This is a genomic window from Collinsella sp. AK_207A, from assembly GCF_902501965.1.
Classification (GTDB): Bacteria; Actinomycetota; Coriobacteriia; order Coriobacteriales; family Coriobacteriaceae; genus Collinsella.
In genome coordinates this window covers 52,685-72,035 of the sequence record NZ_CABWID010000004.1, presented here as the reverse complement: position 1 = coordinate 72,035, position 19,351 = coordinate 52,685, and the positions used below count along the sequence as shown (strand labels likewise).

The following is a 19,351-nucleotide window of genomic DNA, read 5'->3' as shown; positions in this document are numbered from 1 at the left end:
ATAATCTTCCATGGGGACCTCCCGGCACGGTGTGGCGCGCGGCCACGTCTGACGATACCGACATTGTCGCGCGACCCACGTTTCCCGCGCGCGGGAGGCGCCTCAATGTTCAGCTCATATCGTCTTGAACGGAACGGAGAGCGGTATGACGAAGAATGTGAAGGTCGCGGCGGTCGCTGCGGGATCGGTTGCTCTCGCCTCCCTGCTGGGGGCGGCTGCCATGAGCGCGCAGCAGCGCTATTGCCTGCAGGTTCTTCGCACCTCGGCGGGGCTCGGCCGCGTCCATATGATCGAGGACGAAGCCGGCGAGCAGGTGCGCGTCCTCTCGCTGGGCGGTGTGTTCCAAAGCGCCACCTACCTAGGGGAGCGCCGCTTCGAGCCCGTGTTCGCCTACTATCGCGGCTTCGATGCCCTCTTCCAGGTTGAGTCCGCGCTCGGACGCCCCATTCGGCAGGTGCTCGTGCTCGGCGGGGGAGGCTTCGCCTATCCCAAGCACGCGCTCACCACGCGGGCGGGCTTGGCGATGGACGTGGTGGAATCCGAGGGTGCCATCATCCGCGCCGCGCGCCGCTGGTTCTTCCTCGACGACCTCGAGGCGCGGCTGGCCGACCCTGCGGAGCAGAACGGCTGCAGTCTCCGCGTGATCGATGGTGAGGGGCGCGCGTTTCTGGAGCGCGGTGCCGGTCGGGTCATGCCCGGCCGCCCCGAGCTCGTCCGCACCGTGGGGTTCAGCACCGACGGCGCCGGCGGGACGCTCAGGCAGCTCGGCGAGGGGGAGGTCGCCGTCCCCCTCTACGACGCCATCGTGAACGACGCCTTTGCCGGAAGCGAGCCCGCATCCGAGCTCGTGACCGTCGAGGCGGCCCGTGCGGTCCATCGACGCCTCGTGCCGGGCGGCGCCTACCTGATGAACGTCGTCTCGAGCGAGCACGGTCGCGACGTCTCCTTCCTGCGCGACGAGGTCGCCACGCTCGGGAGTGTCTTCGGGCGCGTTCACGTGGTGCAGGCGAGCGACGACGCGTTCGGCGACGAGGACAACTACCTGCTCATTGCTACCGACGGCGATGCGGAATTCGCGGATACCATCGCCTACGAGGATGGCTTTCCCGGCACGGTGCTCGTGGACGGTCGATAGGTCCGTCCGTTCGCCTGGAGCAGTTCGAAATCGCTCCGACGCGTCCTGATGAGGCCTTCACGCTGCATGCGCGAGAGCTCGCTCGAGAGGGCGCTGCGGTCCACACCGAGATAGTCGGCAAGCTGCTGGCGGTTGAACGGAACGGAGAAGCGCCGGGAGCCGTTGCGCGCCGCCTCGGAGGAGAGGTAGGCGAGCACCTTGCCGCGGATGCTCTTGGGGCTCGTGTGGAAGACGCGCTGGGAGAGCTGGATGTTCTTCTGCGCCGAGAGCGCGAGCAGGTTGGCGATGAGCTTGGCGTGGTATCCGCAGGCGCTCGAGCAGGGGCGGAGGGCCCGGACGGTGTCGAGAAAGAGAACCCTGGTCTTCTCGGCGGCAATGACGTTCACGAGGAGCGGTGTGCCGGCGGCGCAGGCGTAGCTCTCGGCGAACACGTCGCCCGTGCCGGCGAACCCGAGGACGGACGTCTCGCCCCATGGGTCGGTGCGCTCCATTCGAACGCCGCCCGTGAGCACGATGCCGAGCGCGTGCACCGTGTCCCCCATGCGGTAGACGATCTCTCCCGCCTGGAACGTCTGCTCGCGCACGCCGAGGCAACCAAGCATGGCGGAGATCTCCGCAGGCGCAATGCCCCGGAAGGGAGCCGTTCCCTCCAACGTGTGCACCGTATCCGCACGTCTTTGCCCGATATCGCTCATGGCCCCACTCCTTCTCGCTCTGCGTTGAGAATTATGCTCAATTCGTTGTGGTTACAACATACACGTTTCAGTCAAAACCGTATAGTCACCCGCGTGGCGCGGATGAACCGTGCTCGAACACGACCATGACGAGAGGGGAATCTCATGATCAAACTCGATACCGATATGTTCTGCTTCCAGTGCGAGCAGACGGCGGGCTGCTCCGGCTGCGCGGGGGCGGCAGGCGTCTGCGGAAAGGACGCTTCCACCGCCCGCGAGCAGGACGAGCTGACGGGCGCCCTCGTGGGCCTCGCTCGCGCCGTCGAGCATCGCGGGGCCGACGTCGCAACCGACGCCGCGACCGACGAGCTGCTGCTCGAAGGCCTCTTCACCTGCGTGACGAACGTGGACTTCGACCCTGAGGCGGTTGCCGCGCTCACGGCTCGCGTCCGCGAGGCGGCCCGCGTGCTCAACGGCGGTACCGCGCCCGTGGAGTACGATCTGGCCGAGCTCTGGGCCAACCCCGATGAGGACGTTCGCTCCGTGAAGTCGCTCATCCTCTTCGGGCTGCGCGGTATGGCCGCCTATGCTCATCATGCGTTCGTGCTCGGCTACACGGACGAGGGCCTTGCTGCGAGCTTCTATCAGAGTCTGAGCGCACTCGGTTCCGATGCCGGCGTCGCCGAGCTCCTTCCCGTGGCGCTCTCCGTGGGCCAGGCGAACTTCACCTGCATGCAGCTGCTCGACCGCGCCAACACCGAGACCTTCGGCACGCCCGCGCCCGTGGAGGTGCCGCTCGCCGTGGAGCCCGGTCCCTTCATCGTGGTCTCCGGCCACGACCTCAAGGATCTGCAACAGCTCTTGGAGCAGACCGACGGTCGCGGCGTGAACGTCTACACCCACGGTGAGATGCTGCCGGCGCATGCCTATCCGCTACTCAAGCGCCATCCCCAGCTCAAGGGCAACTTCGGCACCGCGTGGCAGAACCAGCGCCGCGAGTTCGACGGCATGCCCGCGCCCGTCCTCTTCACGACGAACTGCCTCATGAAGCCGAAGGCGAGTTATGCCGACCGCGTGTTCACCACGGGCGTGGTGGAGTTCCCGGGGCTCTCCCACATCGATGCGGATGAGAACGGTGTCAAGGATTTCTCCCCGGTGATCGAGCGCGCGCTCGAGCTCGGCGGCTACACCGAGCGCCGGGAGCTCACGGGCATCAACGGCGGTGCAACCGTGACCACGGGCTTCGGCCGCGACGCGGTGCTCGGCGTGGCCGACAAGGTCATCGAGGCCGTGAGGAGCGGTGCCGTGAAGCACATCTTCCTCGTGGGCGGTTGCGACGGTGCCCGTCCGGGGCGCAATTACTACACCGAGTTCGTGAAGCAGGCTCCGGCCGACTCGATCATCCTCACGCTCGCCTGCGGCAAGTATCGCTTCAACGACCTCGACCTCGGCACCATCGGAGGCCTGCCCCGCCTGCTCGACATGGGGCAGTGCAACGACGCCTACAGCGCGCTCGTGGTGGCGACGGCGCTCGCGAAGGCGTTCGACTGCGGTGTGAACGACCTGCCGCTCACGCTCGTGCTCTCCTGGTACGAGCAGAAGGCCGTGGCGATTCTGCTCACCTTGCTGAATCTGGGCCTCAAGGGCATCTACCTGGGGCCGACGCTGCCGGCGTTCGTCTCTCCCAACGTGCTGAATACGCTGGTGGAGGGGTACGACATCCATCCCACCACGTCTCCCGAAGCCGACCTTGCGGCCATCCTCGGCAACGAGCGATAACGCGCGCCGTCGAGGATGGCCGGCCGGAGGGCCGGGCGCGCCCCGTGCGAGGGACGCCCCCGGCCCTACCGCTCCCAGACGCGATCGTCGCGCCAGCCCGTCACCCGAGCCCTCATGCCGGCGATGTCGAGCACGCCCTCGGCGAAGCCCTTGCGCACCAGGCTCTCGGGCACGTACTCGTCGTACTTGTCGAAGTAGGGCACCTCGCCGGGATAGACGAGGTCGATGGCGGGAAAGTCCTGTTCCGCGGCATCTGCCACCACGGTGAAGAACTCCTCCTCCGTCACGTCCTCGCGCATACGGAGCTGCATGAAGTAGGGCCGCGACGGGTCGAGGCCGCGGATGCCGAGCGCATCCTTGCACTTGATCTTGAGGAGCCGCTCGAGCGCCAGGAAGGCGTAGCTTCCCAGCCAGGGGAAGAGCACCCAGGTGTCGCCGCCCAGGTTGATGAGCGGGCGGGCGTGGGGCCCCGCCACGCCGGCGTTCTCCGTGACGTGGCGCGCCTGCGCGAGCCGCGCCCGCGCGTTGCCGAGCAGGTAGGGATAGACCTCGTGCTCCTCGAGCGCGCGTTTCATGCGCTCGAGCACGTGCGTGTTGATGTCGCCGGGGCAATCGCCGAAGTACGCCGGCACGCGGCCCTTCACCTGCGTGCAGTACACCAGGTGCCGCTTCCAGTCCACTTCCTCCACCAGCCAGCAGTGGCCGGCGATGGCGATGCGCTCGCCGGCGGGCGGAGGGTTCACGATGGTGCCCAGCTCCGCGCTTTCGCTGCGGACGGTGAACTCCTCGTTCTCCTGAAACACGGCGTAGAACTTGAAGGTGTTCGTGACGCGCTCGCCGGCTATGCCGACGATGAGCCCGCCGCCCTCGGTCGTCTCCACGTGGCCTATCTCGATGAGATGGTGCAGGAGCTCGCGCAGGTCGTCCACGCTCACGCGGTGGAAGTAGGAGAGGGTGAGTACGCGGCGCGCGAGCTCGGCGGGGGAGAGCTCGCCGCAGCTGGCAAGTGTCGCCATGACTTGGTGGTAGAGCAGGCTGTAGGGAAGCCGGTCGAGCTGCGGGGGTTCGACCCACTTCTCCTCACGGTAGAGCTGGACGAGGGCGATGCCCTGGATGAGCTCCCAGGGCACGGTCTCCGGCATGAGGCTCCGCGGTTCCGGTTGCTCCTCGCGCATGACGAAGTGCATCTCGGGCGGCTCGCCGCGCCTGCCCGTCCGACCCATGCGCTGCAGGAAGCTCGAGACCGTGAAGGGGGCGTTCAGCTGGAAGGCGCGCTCCAGGCGGCCGATGTCGATCCCGAGCTCGAGCGTGGCGGTGGTGACCGTGGTGTCGAGGCGCTCCGGGTCGCGCATGAGCTCCTCGGCCATCTCGCGAAAGCTCGAGGAGATATTGCCGTGGTGGATGAGGAAGCGGTCGGGTTCGTGGTTGGCCTCGCAGTATCCGCGGAGCGCGGAGCAGACGGCCTCCGCCTCCTCGCGGGAGTTGCAGAAGACGAGGCACTTCGCTCCGCGCGTGCGCTCGAAGATGTAGCCGAGACCGGGGTCGGCGTCGGTTGGCGCGGCATCCGTCGGGGCGAGCAGGGCGGCGTCGGCGGCGGGCGGGATGTCGGGACGCGTGGGATCGGGGAGCGCGCGCGTCCCGTCCATGCGCTCGGTGGCCACGACCTCCGCCTCAACGGGGCCTGTCGCCGCAACGACGCGCTCGGGCGCCTGCGGCCCCGTGGTGTAGAAATGCTCCATGGAGAGGCGCCAGGTGCGGCGCGGCTCCTGGAACCGGGGGATGATACAGCCGCGCCCGGTGCCGGCCGAGAGGAAGGCACCCGTGCGCTCGGGGTCGCCGATCGTGGCCGAGAGGCCGATACGCCGCGGATTCACCCCGGCCATGCGGGAGAGACGCTCGATCAGGCAGAGCGTCTGCCCGCCGCGGTCACCGCGGAGCAGCGAGTGCACCTCGTCGATCACCACGAAGCGTAGGTCGCCGAAGAGCCGGCCCACGGCGGCGTGCTTGTGCAGGAGCAGCGCCTCGAGCGACTCGGGGGTGATCTGCAGGATGCCGCCCGGCTCCTTGAGCAGGCGGCGCTTGTGCGAGGAGGAGACATCACCGTGCCAGTGCCAGACGGGGATGCGCGCCTCCTCGCAGAGGTCGTTCAGGCGGAGGAACTGGTCGTTGATGAGCGCCTTGAGCGGACCGATATAGAGCGCGCCGATGCTCGCGGGCGGGTCTTCGTCCAGGAGCGTGAGAATGGGGAAGAAGGCGGCCTCGGTCTTACCCGAGGCGGTGGATGCCGTGAGCAGCACGTTCTCATCGGTATTGAAGATGGCGTCGGCCGCCGCGACCTGGATGCCGCGGAGACTCTCCCAATCGTGCTCATAGATGAAGTCTTGCACGAACGGCGCAAAGCGATCGAACGCGTCCACGGCACCCCTTTCAACACAGAACATGTGTTCTAGATTACCACCGACCAAGCCGGGATGCAATGGGGCCGAGCGGGCGTACGCCCTTCCTACGTGCAGAGAATGTGAACTTAAAGGGATACGCCCGTGCGCGTGTATACTAGACAAGCTTTGCCCAGACTCAGGGAGGATTCTGCCTGGCCAGACGTGCTGCAAATGGGTTGCGCAGCTCGCATGGAGAGCGGAATGCAAACGGAGGGGCAGGGCACGGAGAATGTGGTCCGCTGGGGGCGTCCGCAAGGGGTGGGCGCGCAGTCCTATGACCACCGAGGGTTAGGATCAGGAATGATCAACATGATTCTCGGCCGGAAGATCGGCATGACCCAGGTGTGGGACGACGACGACAACGTCGTGCCCGTCACGGTCATCCAAGCCGGCCCCTGCACCGTCTCGCAGGTTAAATCCGAGGCGACCGACGGCTACAACGCCGTCCAGATCGGTTTCGGCGACATCAAGGCCAAGAATGTGAACAAGCCCATGGCTGGTCACTTCGCCAAGGCCGGCGTCGAGCCCGTCCGCTACCTCCGCGAGGTCCGCGTGGACAACGCCGAGGAGCACAAGGTCGGCGACGTCGTCACCGTCGCCGAGTTCGCTGAGACCGCCAAGGTCGACGTCATCGGCACGTCCAAGGGCAAGGGCTTCCAGGGTCGCATCAAGCGCTGGGGCCAGCGCCGCGGTCCGATGACCCACGGCTCCCACTTCAAGCGTCACCCGGGCTCCATCGGCCAGTGCGCCTACCCCGCGCGCGTCCTCAAGGGCGTCAAGATGGCCGGCCACATGGGCAACGAGCGCGTGACCGTGAAGAACCTGTCCGTCGTCCGCGTCGATGCGGAGCAGAACCTCATCCTTGTCAAGGGCGCCGTGCCCGGTGGCAAGAACGGGCTCGTCTGCGTCCGCAAGGCCTAGGGGCAGAGGAGATTCGCACATGACTAAGTATGAAGTGAAGAACGCCCAGGGCGCCAAGGCCTCCGAGCTCGAGCTCGCCGAGGGCGTGTACGGCATCGAGCCGCACATCCACGTGATGCATCACATCGTGAAGTGCCTGCAGGCCAACTGGCGTCAGGGCACCCAGTCCGCGCGCACCCGTTCCGAGGTGTCCGGCGGCGGCAAGAAACCCTTCCGTCAGAAGGGTACCGGCCGCGCCCGTCAGGGTTCCACGCGTGCCCCGCAGTTCCGTCACGGCGGCGTGGTCTTCGCCCCGAAGCCCCGTTCCTACGCCAAGCGTATGAACAACAAGGAGGTCAAGCTTGCCATGCGCTCCGCGCTTTCCGCGAAGGTGCGCGACAACGAGCTCTTCCTCGTTGATGACTACGGCTTCGAGAAGCCGTCCACCAAGGCTGCCGTCGCCCTGCTCAAGGCCCTCGGCCTTGAGGGCCGTCGCGTCACCATCATCGTCCGCGATGACGACGTGAACGCTTACCTGTCTTTCCGCAACATCCCCAAGACGTTCATCATCACGCCGAACGAGGCCAATACCTATGACCTCCTGAACAACACGGCGCTGCTGATGCCCGCCGACGTCGCGACTCACTTTGGGGAGGTGCTTGCATAAATGGACGCACACAACGTGATCATCCGCCCCGTCGTCTCCGAGCGCTCTTACTCCAAGATGGAGGAGAACAAGTACACGTTCGAGGTGGCCAAGAACGCCAACAAGTACCAGATCAAGGATGCCGTCGAGGAGCTCTTCAACGTGAAGGTGACTCGCGTCAACACCCTGACCGTCAAGCCGAAGACGAAGCGCGTGCGCTACGTTGCCGGTAAGACCCGTACGTGGAAGAAGGCCGTCGTCACCCTCCGCGAGGGCGACGCCATCGAGATCTTCGGGTCCCAGGCCTAAGGTACGGTAGTTCATCCTCCCGCCGAAAGAAGGTGGGAGGAAGGGTTTCGGGGTATAGCATAGAGCCGCCCGGAACCGTGGTAATCCGGTGTCCGTCGTGCGCATCCCAGCGCGTCGGGCCAACGGAACAGAAACGAAGGGATAGGTAATGGCTGTAAAGCACCTTAAACCGACGAGCCCGGGCCGTCGTTGGCAGACCATCTCGGACTTCGCCGAGATCACCTGCACCAAGCCCGAGAAGTCGCTCCTCGAGCCGCTGCCCAAGAAGGCCGGCCGCAACAACACCGGTCGCATCACCGTTCGCCATCAGGGTGGCGGCGTGAAGCGCCAGTATCGTCGCATCGACTTCAAGCGCAACAAGGACGGCGTGCCCGCCAAGGTCGCGACCATCGAGTACGACCCGAACCGCTCCGCCCGTATCGCGCTGCTGCACTACGCCGACGGCGAGAAGCGCTATATCCTCGCCCCCAAGGGCCTGAAGGTGGGCGACACCGTGGTGTCCGGCGCCGACGCCGACATCAAGCCGGGCAACGCGCTGCCGCTGTCCGCCATCCCCGTGGGTACGCTCATCCACGCGGTGGAGTTCCAGCCGGGTAAGGGCGCCGCGATCGCGCGTTCCGCCGGCAACTCCTGCCAGCTCATGGGTAAGGAGGGCAAGTACGCCATCCTGCGTATGCCCAGCTCCGAGATGCGTCGCGTGCTGGTCACCTGCCGCGCCACGGTGGGCGAGGTCGGCAACGCCGAGCACGCCAACATCGTGATCGGCAAGGCCGGCCGTAAGCGCAAGCTCAACGTCCGCCCGACCGTCCGCGGTACGGTCATGAACCCGGTCGACCACCCGCACGGCGGTGGCGAGGGTCGCAACCACACCTCCGGCCGTCCGAGCGTCACGCCGTGGGGCAAGCCGACGAAGGGCTTCCGCACCCGCAAGAAGAAGAAGACGTCGAACGACCTCATCATCCGTCGTCGCAAGACCAAGTAGTCGATACCGAGTTAGGAGATTGCACCTATGAGCAGAAGTCTCAAAAAGGGCCCGTACGTGGAGACGCGCCTCCTCTCGCGTATCACCGCGATGAACGAGGCCGGCGTGAAGGACGTCGTGAAGACGTGGTCCCGTGCCAGCACCATCTTCCCGGAGATGGTCGGTCACACCATCGCCGTGCACGACGGCCGCAAGCACGTGCCCGTGTACGTCACCGAGTCCATGGTTGGCCACAAGCTGGGCGAGTTCGCGCCCACCCGCACGTTCCGTGGCCACAAGGCCAAGTAGGGGGTAAGTACGTAAATGGCAACGAATTCTACCGATACCCAGACCCGCGAGGTCCGCGCTACCGCCAAGTACGTGCGCGTGTCCCCTGGCAAGGCCCGCCTGGTGGTCGATCTGGTCCGCGGCAAGTCCGTCGAGGACGCCTTCAACATCCTCCAGTTCTGCGAGCGTCACGTGGCCGTGGACGTCGAGAAGGTTCTGCGTTCCGCTGTGGCGAACGCCGAGAACAACAACGGCCTGCGCCGCGACGACCTGGTCATCGTTCGCGCCTACGTGAACGAGGGCCCCACGCTCAAGCGCATCCGTCCGCGCGCCAAGGGCTCTGCCTCCCGCATCCTCAAGCGCACGAGCCACATCACCATCGTCGTCGCTCCTCGAAAGGAGGCGTAAGCGAAGCATGGGTCAGAAAGTCTACCCCACCGGTTTCCGTCTTGGTATCACCGAGAACTGGCGCTCCCGCTGGTTCGCTGAGAAGGATTACGCCAAGACCATCGGCAACGATCTGAAGATCCGCGAGTTCCTGAAGAAGCGCCTCGCTCGCGCCGCCGTCTCCCGCGTGGAGATCGAGCGCGCCGGCGACAAGGTGAAGATCATCATCCTCACCGCCCGTCCCGGCATCGTCATCGGCAAGAAGGGCGCCGAAATCGACACCCTCCGCACCGAGCTCGAGAAGGTCGCTGGCGTCAAGAAGGGCGAGCTTTCCGTTGACGTCATCGAGATCAAGCGTCCCGAGCTCGACGCCGAGCTCGTGGCCCAGTCCATCGCCGAGCAGCTCGAGGGCCGTGTGGCCTTCCGTCGCGCCATGCGCAAGGCCGTCCAGTCCGCCCGCAAGGCCGGCGCCAAGGGTATCCGTATCCAGTGCTCCGGTCGTCTCGGCGGCGCCGAGATGGGTCGTCGCGAGTGGTACCGCGAGGGTCGCGTGCCTCTGCACACCCTTCGTGCCAAGATCGACTACGGCACGGCCACTGCCCGCACCACCATGGGTTCCTGCGGCGTGAAGGTCTGGATCTACCTGGGCGAGAAGCTCCCTGGTCAGCCGGTCCCCAACCCGGCGCTCGAGGGCCCCTCGCGTCCGCGTCGCCGCAATGATCGCAACTCTGAGAGGAGGGGTCAGTAGTGCTTGCTCCTAAGCGCGTGCTTCACCGCAAGGTGCAGCGTGGCTCCATGAAGGGTACGGCCAAGGGCCATACCGAGCTCCATTTCGGCGAGTACGGCCTGCAGGCCCTGGATCGCCACTGGATCACCAACCGTCAGATCGAGGCTGCCCGTGTTGCCATGACCCGCTACATGAAGCGTGGCGGTCGTGTGTTCATCACCATCTTCCCCGATAAGCCCATCACCAAGAAGCCCGCGGAGACGCGCATGGGTTCCGGTAAGGGTAATCCCGAGGAGTGGGTGGCCGTCGTCAAGCCGGGCCGCATCATGTTCGAGATCTCCGGTGTGTCCGAGGATATCGCCCGTGAGGCCCTGCGCCTGGCGCAGCACAAGCTGCCCATCAAGACCAAGATCGTGACCCGCGCCGCGCTGCAGAACGGGGAGGATGCATAAATGAAGCCTGCAGAGATTCGTGAGCTCTCCGACGAGCAGCTCGTCGAGAAGCTGAAGGAAGGTCGAGCCGAGCTCTTCAACCTTCGCTTCCAGATGGCCACGAGCCAGCTGGACAACACGGCTCGCGTCAAGACCGTGAAGAAGGACATCGCGCGTATCCTGACGGAGCAGCGCGCCCGTGAGATCGCTGCGGAGAAGTCCGCCGCGACCGAGTAGACCTAAGGAGTGAACATGGCTGAAGCCACCGAGCGCAAGGCTCGCAAGGTCCGCCAGGGTGTCGTTGCCTCCATCTCCGGCGACAAGTCCATCGTCGTCAAGATCACCGAGCGCAAGCGCCACCCCAAGTACGGCAAGATGGTCAACAGCAGCAAGAAGCTGCACGTGCATGACGAGAAGAACGAGGCCGGTCTCGGCGATACCGTTCGCGTCATGGAGTGCCGCCCGCTCTCCGCGACCAAGCGTTGGCGCCTGGTCGAGATCGTTGAGCGCGCCAAGTAAGCTGCCTGACCGCAAGTCCGACGATGTGCGCTCGCCCGGGGCGTGCCCGCATGCCCGAAGAGGGCGGCGCACCTCTCGCCGGTTACCTAGTTCGGAGGAACTATCATGATTCAGATGCAAACCATGCTGAACGTCGCCGACAACTCCGGCGCGCGCAAGGTTCGCTGCATTAAGGTGCTTGGCGGCTCCAAGCGCCGTTATGCGGGGATCGGCGACGTGATCGTCGCCGCCGTGCAGGAGGCTACGCCCGGCGCCAACGTCAAAAAGAAGGACGTTGTGAAGTGCGTTGTCGTGCGCACCGTCAAGGAGGTCCGTCGCAAGGACGGTTCCTACATCCGTTTTGATGACAACGCCGCCGTTCTCATCAACAACGACGGTTCGCCCGTGGGCACCCGTATCTTCGGGCCCGTGGCGCGTGAGCTCCGCGATAAGAAGTACATGAAGATCGTCTCGCTCGCACCCGAGACTCTCTAGTAAGGGAGAGACCATATGTCTATGTCCATTAAGAAGGGCGACAAGGTCGAGGTGCTCTCCGGCAAGGACCGCGGCAAGCAGGGCGTCGTCCTGCGCGCGATCCCCAAGGCGGGCAAGGTCGTTGTCGAGGGCGTGGCCATCGTCAAGAAGGCCGTGAAGCCTACTCAGGCGAACCAGCAGGGCGGTATCGTCTCGCAGGAGGCCGCCATCGACGCGTCTAACGTGAACCTCGTCTGCCCCGAGTGTGGCAAGCGCACGCGCGTTGGCCACGAGAAGGACGGCAAGAACAAGCTGCGCATCTGCAAGAAGTGCGGCCATAAGTTCTAGTTCTCGTTCTAGAACTCTTACCGGAAAGCCCGCGTATTACCCTCACGCGACGTCCTCGCGAGACTGAGAAAATGCCCTCTGCAATTACTCAGTTCGCTGGGGAGTCTCGCTTCGGGTATACGCGGGCTTTCCTGCTTTTACAGGCTGAACGGTTTCAGCGGAGACTTGGCTGCGGGTCTTCCGTGCGCTGCTCGCTTTATCGAGCCGCGGGTGGAGAAACGTGGTTGTCACGGCGGCCAACATCTAGGTTCAGGCGCGATGCAAGAGGTATCATGCAGGCAACTTCACGGTTTTGGAAAGGCGGCTTGCATGGCTGGCTCTGTGGAATACATCGTTCGGTCTCGGAAGGTCTTTACGAGTGCTGCGGGGGAGCGTGGGCCACGGGAGCTTGCATTTGCCGTTCAGGATGGTCGGTTCGCCCTGGTCGGCGCGCCTGATGACGTGATTGCTGCATGTCCTGCGGGGACGCCGGTGCGCGATCTGAGCGATGCTTTCATCTGCCCTGGATTCCATGATGCTCACCTGCATTTCTTTCATACGTCGGTAGGGAGCTCGCCTTTTATGCTCATGTATATGGGCAAGAACGAGGCGGAGCTGGTCGAGCGTACGAAGGAGTTCGCGGCCGGGCTTCCGGATGATGCATGGGTGGTGACGCAGGGATGGCGCGATTATCGGTGGGATCCTCCGGTGCCGCCTACGAAGAAGTCCATCGATGAGGCGTTTCCCAATCGGCCTTGCGCCATGTACTCGGGAGACGCGCATACGCTCTGGTTCAACTCCCGGGCGCTCGAGGAGCTGGGGATCACTCGTGATTCCGTGCCGCCCAAAGGAGGAAGCTACGACAAGGATGAGAACGGCGAGCTGACGGGTATCGTGCGCGAGGCGGCAGCCATGGAGTTGTTGCCCCGGGTGTTGGGATGGCTCTCAGACGAGCGCATCCAGCAGGCGTACGCCGATCAGATGGCTCGTATGGCCGAGCAGGGTATCACGAGCATCTGCGATATGTCGCTCATGCCGCATCCTGGCTGTGATTTCATTCGGGATGACGTGTACGAGGCGCTCGCGAACGACGGCAGGCTCACGCTGCGCGCCCACATGTTCCCTACGCTGCTCGAGGACCAGTCGCGCTTGGAGGAGATGCAGGCCCGCTATGCCGAGTCGGGAGCCTTCGGCGGTCTCTTGCGCGCGCCGGGTTTCAAGCAGTTCTTCGACGGCGTTTCCAGCCAGCATACAGCGTATCTGACGGAGCCCTATTCCAACCCGCACTTCCCGGGCGATCGGGGTCGTCTGACGATTCCCGCGGAGCATATGCGCGCGCTCGTGCTCGCGGCAGCTGAACGTGGTCACGCCGTGCGCATCCACACCATCGGTGACGCGGCGATTCACGAGGCGATTTCCATCTTTGCCGAGGCCAAGCAACGCTTTGGCAAACCGAGTCAGGGGCGGAACACGCTCGAGCATTTGGAGAACATGCTGCCCGGGGATATCCAGGCGCTGCATGCGGCGGGCGTGCTCGCGAGCTCCCAGCCGTGCCATATCACGCTCGACCCGGGCGGTCCCGAGCGCGATCTGGGGCCCGAACGCGTCAAGATCATGTGGCCCTTCGCGAGCTTCCTTGCCGAAGGCGTCGACCAGGCCTTTGGCACCGATTCGCCCGTTACGCCCGTTACCAGCATGAACGTGCTGTATACGGCAGTGACGCGCCAGGACTCGTTCACCCATGCGCCTACCGGCGGTTGGTTGCCGAGCGAGCGCATCCCCATGGCGGACGCGCTGCGCATCTACACGGCGGGCAGCGCGGCGGCTGCGGGGCGCGAGGACGAGCTGGGTCAGATCAAGCCCGGCTACCTTGCCGATTACGTGGTGCTCGACCATGATCTGACGACATGCGCGGAGGAAGAGATTCAGAGCGCCAAGGTGCAGGCGACCTATCTGGGTGGTGCCTGCGTGTACGAACGCTGACGATGCGGGCGCAGGTGACGGGTGCGTTACGTCACCTGCGTTCTTGTTCATCACAAAATCTAAGTGTCGAGTTATAAGATTTTTTGACGTGTGATTGTATAAGTCCGGCTCGCTGGGTACTATCTCCTCGTACGTAAAGGTATGGCTGATGCGGGCGTGCGTCCGCACAGCAGCAAAGGAGGAGTCAAGAATGAGCCTCAAGCCTCTTGCAGATCGAGTTCTCGTCAAGCCGGACGCCGCCGAGCAGAAGACCGCTTCCGGTCTCTACATTGCGAGCAACGCGCAGGAGAAGCCCCAGCGCGGCACCGTCGTCGCCGTGGGTGAGGGCAAGCGCGCCGACAACGGCGAGCGCATCCCGGTTGACGTCAAGGCCGGCGACCGCGTGATTTATGGCAAGTTCGGCGGCAACGAGGTCAAGGTCGACGGCGAGGATTACCTCCTCATGCGCGCCGACGATATCTACGCCGTGGTCGAGTAGTTCAAGCTCATCCGCTCGTAGTCCAGTCGTGTACCAACCAAGTTTCTTGGAGGAATAGCAACAATGGCTAAGAACATCACGTTCAACACCGACGCTCGCGCCAAGCTGGCCAAGGGCGTCAACACGCTCGCCGACGCCGTCACCGTCACCATGGGTCCCAAGGGCCGTTACGTTGCCCTGCAGCGCTCCTACGGCGCCCCCACGATTACCAACGACGGTGTGTCCGTCGCCAAGGAGATCGAGCTCGAGGACAACATCGAGAACATGGGTGCCCAGCTGGTGAAGGAGGTCGCCACCAAGACCAACGACACCGTGGGTGACGGCACCACCACCGCCACGCTGCTCGCCCAGGCCATCGTGAACGACGGCCTGCGCAACGTTGCCGCCGGCGCCAACCCGCTGGCCATTCGCCGCGGTATCGACAAGGCCGTGAACGCCGCCGTCGACGCCATGAAGGCCGAGGCCAAGCCCGTCGAGACCAAGGAGCAGATCGCGTCCGTCGGCACCATCTCCGCCGGCGACCCCGAGGTCGGTGCCAAGATCGCCGAGGCCATGGACGTCGTGGGCAAGGACGGCGTCATCACCGTCGAGGACGGCCAGACGTTCGATATCCAGATCGACACCGTCGAGGGCATGCAGTTCGACAAGGGCTACGTCTCCGCGTACTTCGTCACGGATAACGACCGCATGGAGGCCGTGATGAAGGATCCCTATATCCTCATCACCGACCAGAAGATCTCCAACGTGCAGGACATCATGCCGGTGCTCGAGGCCGTTTCCCGCGCCGGTAAGGGCCTGCTGATCATCGCGGAGGACATCGACGGCGAGGCGCTGCCGACCCTCGTGCTGAACAAGATCCGTGGCGCGCTCAACGTCTGCGCCGTGAAGGCCCCGGGCTACGGCGACCGTCGTAAGCGCATGCTCGAGGACATCGCCGTCCTCACCGGTGGCCAGGCCGCGCTCGACGAGCTGGGCATCAAGGTCGCCGACATCACGGCCGACATGCTCGGTACCGCCAAGAGCGTGACCATCACCAAGGACAACACCACCATCGTCGACGGCGCCGGTTCCAAGGACGCCATTGCCGAGCGCGTGGCCGCCATCAAGGGCGAGATGGAGCACACCGACTCCGACTTCGACCGTGAGAAGCTGCAGGAGCGCCTGGCCAAGCTCTCCGGCGGTGTGGCCGTCATCAAGGTGGGTGCCGCTACCGAGACCGAGCTCAAGGAGATCAAGCACCGCGTCGAGGACGCCCTGCAGGCGACCCGCGCGGCCGTTGAGGAGGGCATCGTCGCCGGCGGCGGCGTGGCCTTCATGGACGCCGAGCCCGCGCTCAACGACATCAAGGTCGACGATCCCGAGGAGCAGATCGGTATCGACATCGTTAAGAAGGCGCTGACGGCTCCTGTGGCGACCATCGCCAAGAACGCCGGCTATGAGGGCGCCGTCGTGGTCGACAAGGTGCGCACGCTGCCCGCCGGCCAGGGCCTGAACTCCGCCAACGGCGAGTGGGGCGACATGATCGAGATGGGCGTGCTGGATCCTGTGAAGGTCACCCGCACCACGCTGCAGAACGCTGCTTCCGTGTCCAGCCTGATCCTCATCACCGAGGCCACGGTTACCGACGTGCCGAAGAACACGCAGCTTGAGGATGCCATTGCGGCCGCGACTGCCGGCCAGCAGGGTGGCGGCATGTACTAAGACGCGGGCTGGAACTTCCCTAACCGGGAGTCCCGGCACGGTCCCCTCGCGACGTCCTCGCGAGACTGGAAAACCCCGGAACGGACGCGCTGCGCGCCCCGTTCCGGGGTTTTCTCAGTTCGCTGCGGAATGTCGCGAGGGGACCGTGCCGGGGCTCCCTGCGTTCACGCCCTCGTGGGAGGGGGTGACGGGGTTGACGCTCGTCGGTGCGGTGCTCGCTGCGCGAGCCGCGAGGAGGAGGTTATGGTAGCGAATCGTCGGCACAAAGCGGGCTTCGACCGCTGTGGCAGAGGGGCTAGCCGACGAGGGTCGCGATGGCGCGGACGGTGGCGTCGGCGGCGGTGAAGGTGGCGTTCGCATCCTCCACCTTGAAGATGACTTTGCCCTTGATGCCGAGCTCGGAGATCTCGATGAAAAGCACCTTGGGGCCCTCGACGATGGGGGAAACCTGGGTGACGGCCTGCTTGGTCGTAGCGATGATCTTGGCCGCCAGCTCGTCGAGGTCAGAGGTGGTGTCTTGGGGGTAGCGGGCCACGGAGAAGGGCACGGAGACGCGGTTGGCGGGAAGGAGGTGCACAAGAGCCGTTTTCGAGATGATGGAGTTGGGGATCACGACGGTCTGGCCGAGGGAGTCTTGGATGGTGGTGTGGCGCCAGGTGATGTCCTGAACGACGCCGGAGTTGCCGCCGACCTCGATGTTGTCGCCGGGGGAGACGATGCCCATGAAGGTGACCTGCAGGCCGCCGATGAGGTTGGAGAGCGTGTCCTGGAAGCCGAGGGAGACGGCGATACCGCCGACGCCGAGAGCGGCGACGAGGGAGTTCGTATTCACGCCGAAGCAGCTGTCCAAGATGATCGAGCAGCCGGCGATCAGAATCGCCGCGCGGACGATGTTGACGATGATGCTCGCGGAGGGGAGCGAGTTGGCATCGCGGTTGAGGAGATGCCGGAGCGCCTTGGTGGCGAGCCGGGCGAGGATGAGGGTGGCGGCAGCGAGGATCACAGCCCAGATGAGGTCGCCGATCTGGATGGTTCCAAAGAGCTTCTGCTCCAGAAGCGATTCGGACACGGTGCTGATGTCGCTCATAGGCTCCTCCGGTGTCTGCCTTTTAGCATCTCATGATACGCGCCTGCCCCGACACCCTCTGGCTATGGTCGAACTATTCCATACGTTTAGCGGGGCTCGGGCCGTTCCTGATCGCCTCAAGCCGTCTTACGCGAGAAATACGGTAAGATATAGCTAACTTATTCGCCAGACCGGTTTACCCAGATCGCACCCCCTCGAGGAGACCCATGACCGACCGCCCGGCCGCCGATTCCAACACCTCAAACGTTCCCGCCGGCCTCGCCGCGGCGACCATGCGCGCCAAGCCCGTCGCCCGCCGGAGCGGGACGATCGCACGCAAGCTTTGGGCCGTGGGCGGCCTCACCGCGTTCGGCCTCGGCGCCGCCGGTGCGGTGCTGCCGGTGCTTCCCACCACGCCGTTCATCCTGCTCGCCGCGTTCTGCTTTGCCCGTAGCTCCGAGCGCCTGGATGCATGGTTCCAGTCCACCCGTCTCTACCAGCTCGTCTTTTCGAGCTATATGGAGCGCCGCGCCATGAGCGTCAAGGCCAAGCTCCGCCTGCTGGTACCCGTCACCATCCTCATGGCCCTGGGCTTCGTCTTCACCGCGCGCATACCCGTGCTTCGCGCGGTTATCGCCGTCGTGTGGGCGGGGCATCTCATCTACTTCGGGTTCGTGGTGAAGACCGAGCGCTGATGCCCGCATCGTTTGTCGTGCGCAACCCTGGGCATGAATCGTGCCCTTTTCATACCCTTCGCCATGTCACGGTAAAATAAACAAGTTGCACCGTCGAATCCGGGGAGGGTTTTCGTGGCACAGCAGCACGACTTCTTCGATGACATCATCGATATCAGCAAGGGCCTGGGCGCGCTCAAGGACCCGTTTGGCGGCATCACCGATTCGCTCATGGGCGTGGCCACGAGCGAGACGCCCACGTGGAACCCGGCGGATTACAAGGAGAAGCCGCGCGCCAACACCATTCCCTGCCTGGCCTGCAAGTACGAGAAGAGTTCCTGCAGGGCCTGCCAGGACGTGTGCCCCGTGAACGCGATCGAGATCGAGGACGGCGGCATTGACATCAAGGATTCCTGCCGCAAGTGCGGTCTCTGCGCGGCCGTCTGTCCCACCGAGGCCTTCGTGTCCCCGCGCATCCAGCCCAAGAAGCTCTACGAGAAGATCGCCGGCGCCGCCGCCGCGCACGAGACCGCCTACGTGACGTGCACGCGCGCGCTCAAGCGCCTGCCGCGCGAGAACGAGGTGCTGCTCGCTTGCGTGGGCGACGTTCCCGCCGAGGTCTGGTTCTCCGTGATGGTGGACTACCCCAACGTGAGCGTCTACCTGCCGCTCGACATCTGCACGCATTGCCGGAACGCCGGCGGCGAGGAGATACTCGGCGAGGCCATCGCCACGGCGGAGGAGTGGTCGGGCTGGAGCATGGGCCTCGAGGTGGAGCCGCGCGACCTCGTGTGCCATAAACGCCGCGAGTACGAGCGCAAGGAATTCATGGACAACATCGTCCGCACCACAGGCCTCGCGGTGAGCAAACTGAACCCCGCCACGGCGGCCGTCGCGAGCGTGTCTCAGCGCCTGAAGGAGCACTCGAACCGCATCTCGGACCTCGACCGCATGCTCTCGGTGGCGTGCGGCACCAACCAGCAGAAGCGCCGGCGCATCCTCATGCAGCGCCGCCAGTTGGTGCTCACCGCGCTGCAGCAGCACCCCGAGCTTGCCGAGAACCTGGCGGTTCGAACGCCTACCTGCGATTACGCACTCTGCACCATGTGCGGCGAGTGCGTGCGCCAGTGCCCCGTGCACGCGTGCGACTTGGTGGGGGCAGGCCGCTTCAAGGTGGAGGCCCAGTACTGCATCGGCTGCGGGCTCTGCACGGAGGTGTGCCCGAACCATGCGCTCTCGCTCGAGGAGCACGATGCCGCCGCCCTGGTGGTGCCCGATCCCGAGGCCGAGAAGAAGGCCGCGGACGCCAAGCGCGCCCACGAGGAAGCCGAGCGCACCAAGGCCGAGGCGAAGAAGAAGCTCAACCACGCGCTCGACCAGATCGAGAAGCTGGCGGGGTAGGCGGCTGGCGCGCCTCCGTTCGGCCCGTGCCGAAATCCTTCCAAAGCTGCGCATATTTGGAAACGAGCAAGCGT

General features: G+C 65.0%; 22 protein-coding genes. 19 read left to right on the top strand and 3 right to left on the bottom strand.

The window, feature by feature from the left end:
- Positions 1-145 precede the first annotated feature (145 nt).
- Positions 146-1,135, top strand: coding sequence for a spermidine synthase (locus tag GDJ97_RS01185; RefSeq protein ID WP_152069404.1), 990 nt, complete (start codon positions 146-148; stop codon positions 1,133-1,135).
- Here the strand turns inward: GDJ97_RS01185 and GDJ97_RS01180 are convergent.
- Complete coding sequence (locus GDJ97_RS01180) at positions 1,090-1,830, bottom strand: Crp/Fnr family transcriptional regulator (RefSeq protein ID WP_152069403.1); 741 nt, start codon at positions 1,828-1,830, stop codon at positions 1,090-1,092. The two genes, GDJ97_RS01185 and GDJ97_RS01180, sit on opposite strands and share 46 nt — an antisense overlap.
- Positions 1,831-1,974: 144 nt before the next feature.
- Between GDJ97_RS01180 and hcp the strand changes: the two genes are divergently transcribed.
- Positions 1,975-3,588 carry a hydroxylamine reductase gene (gene hcp / locus GDJ97_RS01175; protein WP_226808690.1) on the top strand — a complete coding sequence of 538 codons (1,614 nt, stop codon included), beginning with the start codon at positions 1,975-1,977 and terminating at the stop codon, positions 3,586-3,588.
- A 65-nt stretch (positions 3,589-3,653) separates the two neighbouring features.
- Here hcp and GDJ97_RS01170 read toward each other — a convergent pair whose 3' ends face one another.
- Positions 3,654-6,005 (bottom strand): DEAD/DEAH box helicase, encoded by a 2,352-nt coding sequence (locus GDJ97_RS01170; RefSeq protein ID WP_152069402.1) that lies wholly within the window; start codon positions 6,003-6,005, stop codon positions 3,654-3,656.
- 321 nt (positions 6,006-6,326) lie between these two features.
- Here GDJ97_RS01170 and rplC point away from each other — a divergent pair, with 321 nt between their 5' ends.
- The 15 genes from rplC (at position 6,327) to groL (ending at position 16,136) form a co-directional block, all read left to right on the top strand.
- Positions 6,327-6,947 (top strand): 50S ribosomal protein L3, encoded by a 621-nt coding sequence (gene rplC, locus GDJ97_RS01165; RefSeq protein WP_152069401.1) that lies wholly within the window; start codon positions 6,327-6,329, stop codon positions 6,945-6,947.
- A gap of 19 nt (positions 6,948-6,966) precedes the next feature.
- On the top strand, positions 6,967-7,593 hold the full coding sequence (gene rplD, locus GDJ97_RS01160; protein WP_152069400.1) for a 50S ribosomal protein L4: 627 nt from the start codon (positions 6,967-6,969) through the stop codon (positions 7,591-7,593).
- Complete coding sequence (rplW, locus tag GDJ97_RS01155) at positions 7,594-7,881, top strand: 50S ribosomal protein L23 (protein ID WP_152069399.1); 288 nt, start codon at positions 7,594-7,596, stop codon at positions 7,879-7,881.
- A gap of 148 nt (positions 7,882-8,029) precedes the next feature.
- Complete coding sequence (gene rplB / locus GDJ97_RS01150; RefSeq protein ID WP_152069398.1) at positions 8,030-8,863, top strand: 50S ribosomal protein L2; 834 nt, start codon at positions 8,030-8,032, stop codon at positions 8,861-8,863.
- A gap of 27 nt (positions 8,864-8,890) precedes the next feature.
- Positions 8,891-9,151 carry a 30S ribosomal protein S19 gene (gene rpsS, locus GDJ97_RS01145; RefSeq protein WP_152069397.1) on the top strand — a complete coding sequence of 87 codons (261 nt, stop codon included), beginning with the start codon at positions 8,891-8,893 and terminating at the stop codon, positions 9,149-9,151.
- Positions 9,152-9,166: 15 nt separating this feature from the next.
- On the top strand, positions 9,167-9,538 hold the full coding sequence (rplV, locus tag GDJ97_RS01140) for a 50S ribosomal protein L22 (protein WP_152069396.1): 372 nt from the start codon (positions 9,167-9,169) through the stop codon (positions 9,536-9,538).
- A gap of 7 nt (positions 9,539-9,545) precedes the next feature.
- Positions 9,546-10,265 (top strand): 30S ribosomal protein S3, encoded by a 720-nt coding sequence (rpsC, locus tag GDJ97_RS01135; RefSeq protein WP_152069395.1) that lies wholly within the window; start codon positions 9,546-9,548, stop codon positions 10,263-10,265.
- The gene (gene rplP, locus GDJ97_RS01130) at positions 10,265-10,696 is read left to right on the top strand and encodes a 50S ribosomal protein L16 (protein WP_152069394.1); all 432 of its coding nucleotides are present in this window, start codon (positions 10,265-10,267) and stop codon (positions 10,694-10,696) included. The genes rpsC and rplP overlap by 1 nt, the downstream gene beginning before the upstream one ends.
- Positions 10,697-10,912 carry a 50S ribosomal protein L29 gene (gene rpmC / locus GDJ97_RS01125; RefSeq protein WP_152069393.1) on the top strand — a complete coding sequence of 72 codons (216 nt, stop codon included), beginning with the start codon at positions 10,697-10,699 and terminating at the stop codon, positions 10,910-10,912. It abuts the gene before it with no gap.
- 15 nt (positions 10,913-10,927) lie between these two features.
- Positions 10,928-11,194 (top strand): 30S ribosomal protein S17, encoded by a 267-nt coding sequence (gene rpsQ, locus GDJ97_RS01120; RefSeq protein ID WP_152069392.1) that lies wholly within the window; start codon positions 10,928-10,930, stop codon positions 11,192-11,194.
- A 105-nt stretch (positions 11,195-11,299) separates the two neighbouring features.
- Entirely contained in the window at positions 11,300-11,668 is a 369-nt protein-coding gene (gene rplN / locus GDJ97_RS01115; RefSeq protein ID WP_152069391.1) for a 50S ribosomal protein L14, read from the top strand.
- A 15-nt stretch (positions 11,669-11,683) separates the two neighbouring features.
- Positions 11,684-11,995 carry a 50S ribosomal protein L24 gene (rplX, locus tag GDJ97_RS01110; protein WP_226808688.1) on the top strand — a complete coding sequence of 104 codons (312 nt, stop codon included), beginning with the start codon at positions 11,684-11,686 and terminating at the stop codon, positions 11,993-11,995.
- A gap of 309 nt (positions 11,996-12,304) precedes the next feature.
- Positions 12,305-13,957 carry an amidohydrolase gene (locus tag GDJ97_RS01105; RefSeq protein WP_193221253.1) on the top strand — a complete coding sequence of 551 codons (1,653 nt, stop codon included), beginning with the start codon at positions 12,305-12,307 and terminating at the stop codon, positions 13,955-13,957.
- A 190-nt stretch (positions 13,958-14,147) separates the two neighbouring features.
- Positions 14,148-14,435 (top strand): co-chaperone GroES, encoded by a 288-nt coding sequence (groES, locus tag GDJ97_RS01100; protein ID WP_152069390.1) that lies wholly within the window; start codon positions 14,148-14,150, stop codon positions 14,433-14,435.
- A gap of 63 nt (positions 14,436-14,498) precedes the next feature.
- Positions 14,499-16,136: a chaperonin GroEL gene (gene groL / locus GDJ97_RS01095; protein WP_152069389.1), complete on the top strand. Its 1,638-nt coding sequence runs from the start codon at positions 14,499-14,501 to the stop codon at positions 16,134-16,136.
- Between the two features lie 295 nt (positions 16,137-16,431).
- On the opposite strand, the gene GDJ97_RS01090 is transcribed toward groL, so the two are convergent.
- On the bottom strand, positions 16,432-17,223 hold the full coding sequence (locus tag GDJ97_RS01090) for a mechanosensitive ion channel family protein (protein ID WP_152069388.1): 792 nt from the start codon (positions 17,221-17,223) through the stop codon (positions 16,432-16,434).
- Positions 17,224-17,429: 206 nt separating this feature from the next.
- On the opposite strand from GDJ97_RS01090, the gene GDJ97_RS01085 reads away from it, so the two are divergent.
- A complete protein-coding gene (locus tag GDJ97_RS01085) occupies positions 17,430-17,897 on the top strand; it encodes a YbaN family protein (RefSeq protein ID WP_226808686.1) in 468 nt (155 codons plus the stop codon).
- Between the two features lie 114 nt (positions 17,898-18,011).
- Positions 18,012-19,277 (top strand): 4Fe-4S binding protein, encoded by a 1,266-nt coding sequence (locus GDJ97_RS01080; RefSeq protein ID WP_193221252.1) that lies wholly within the window; start codon positions 18,012-18,014, stop codon positions 19,275-19,277.
- Positions 19,278-19,351 lie beyond the last annotated feature (74 nt).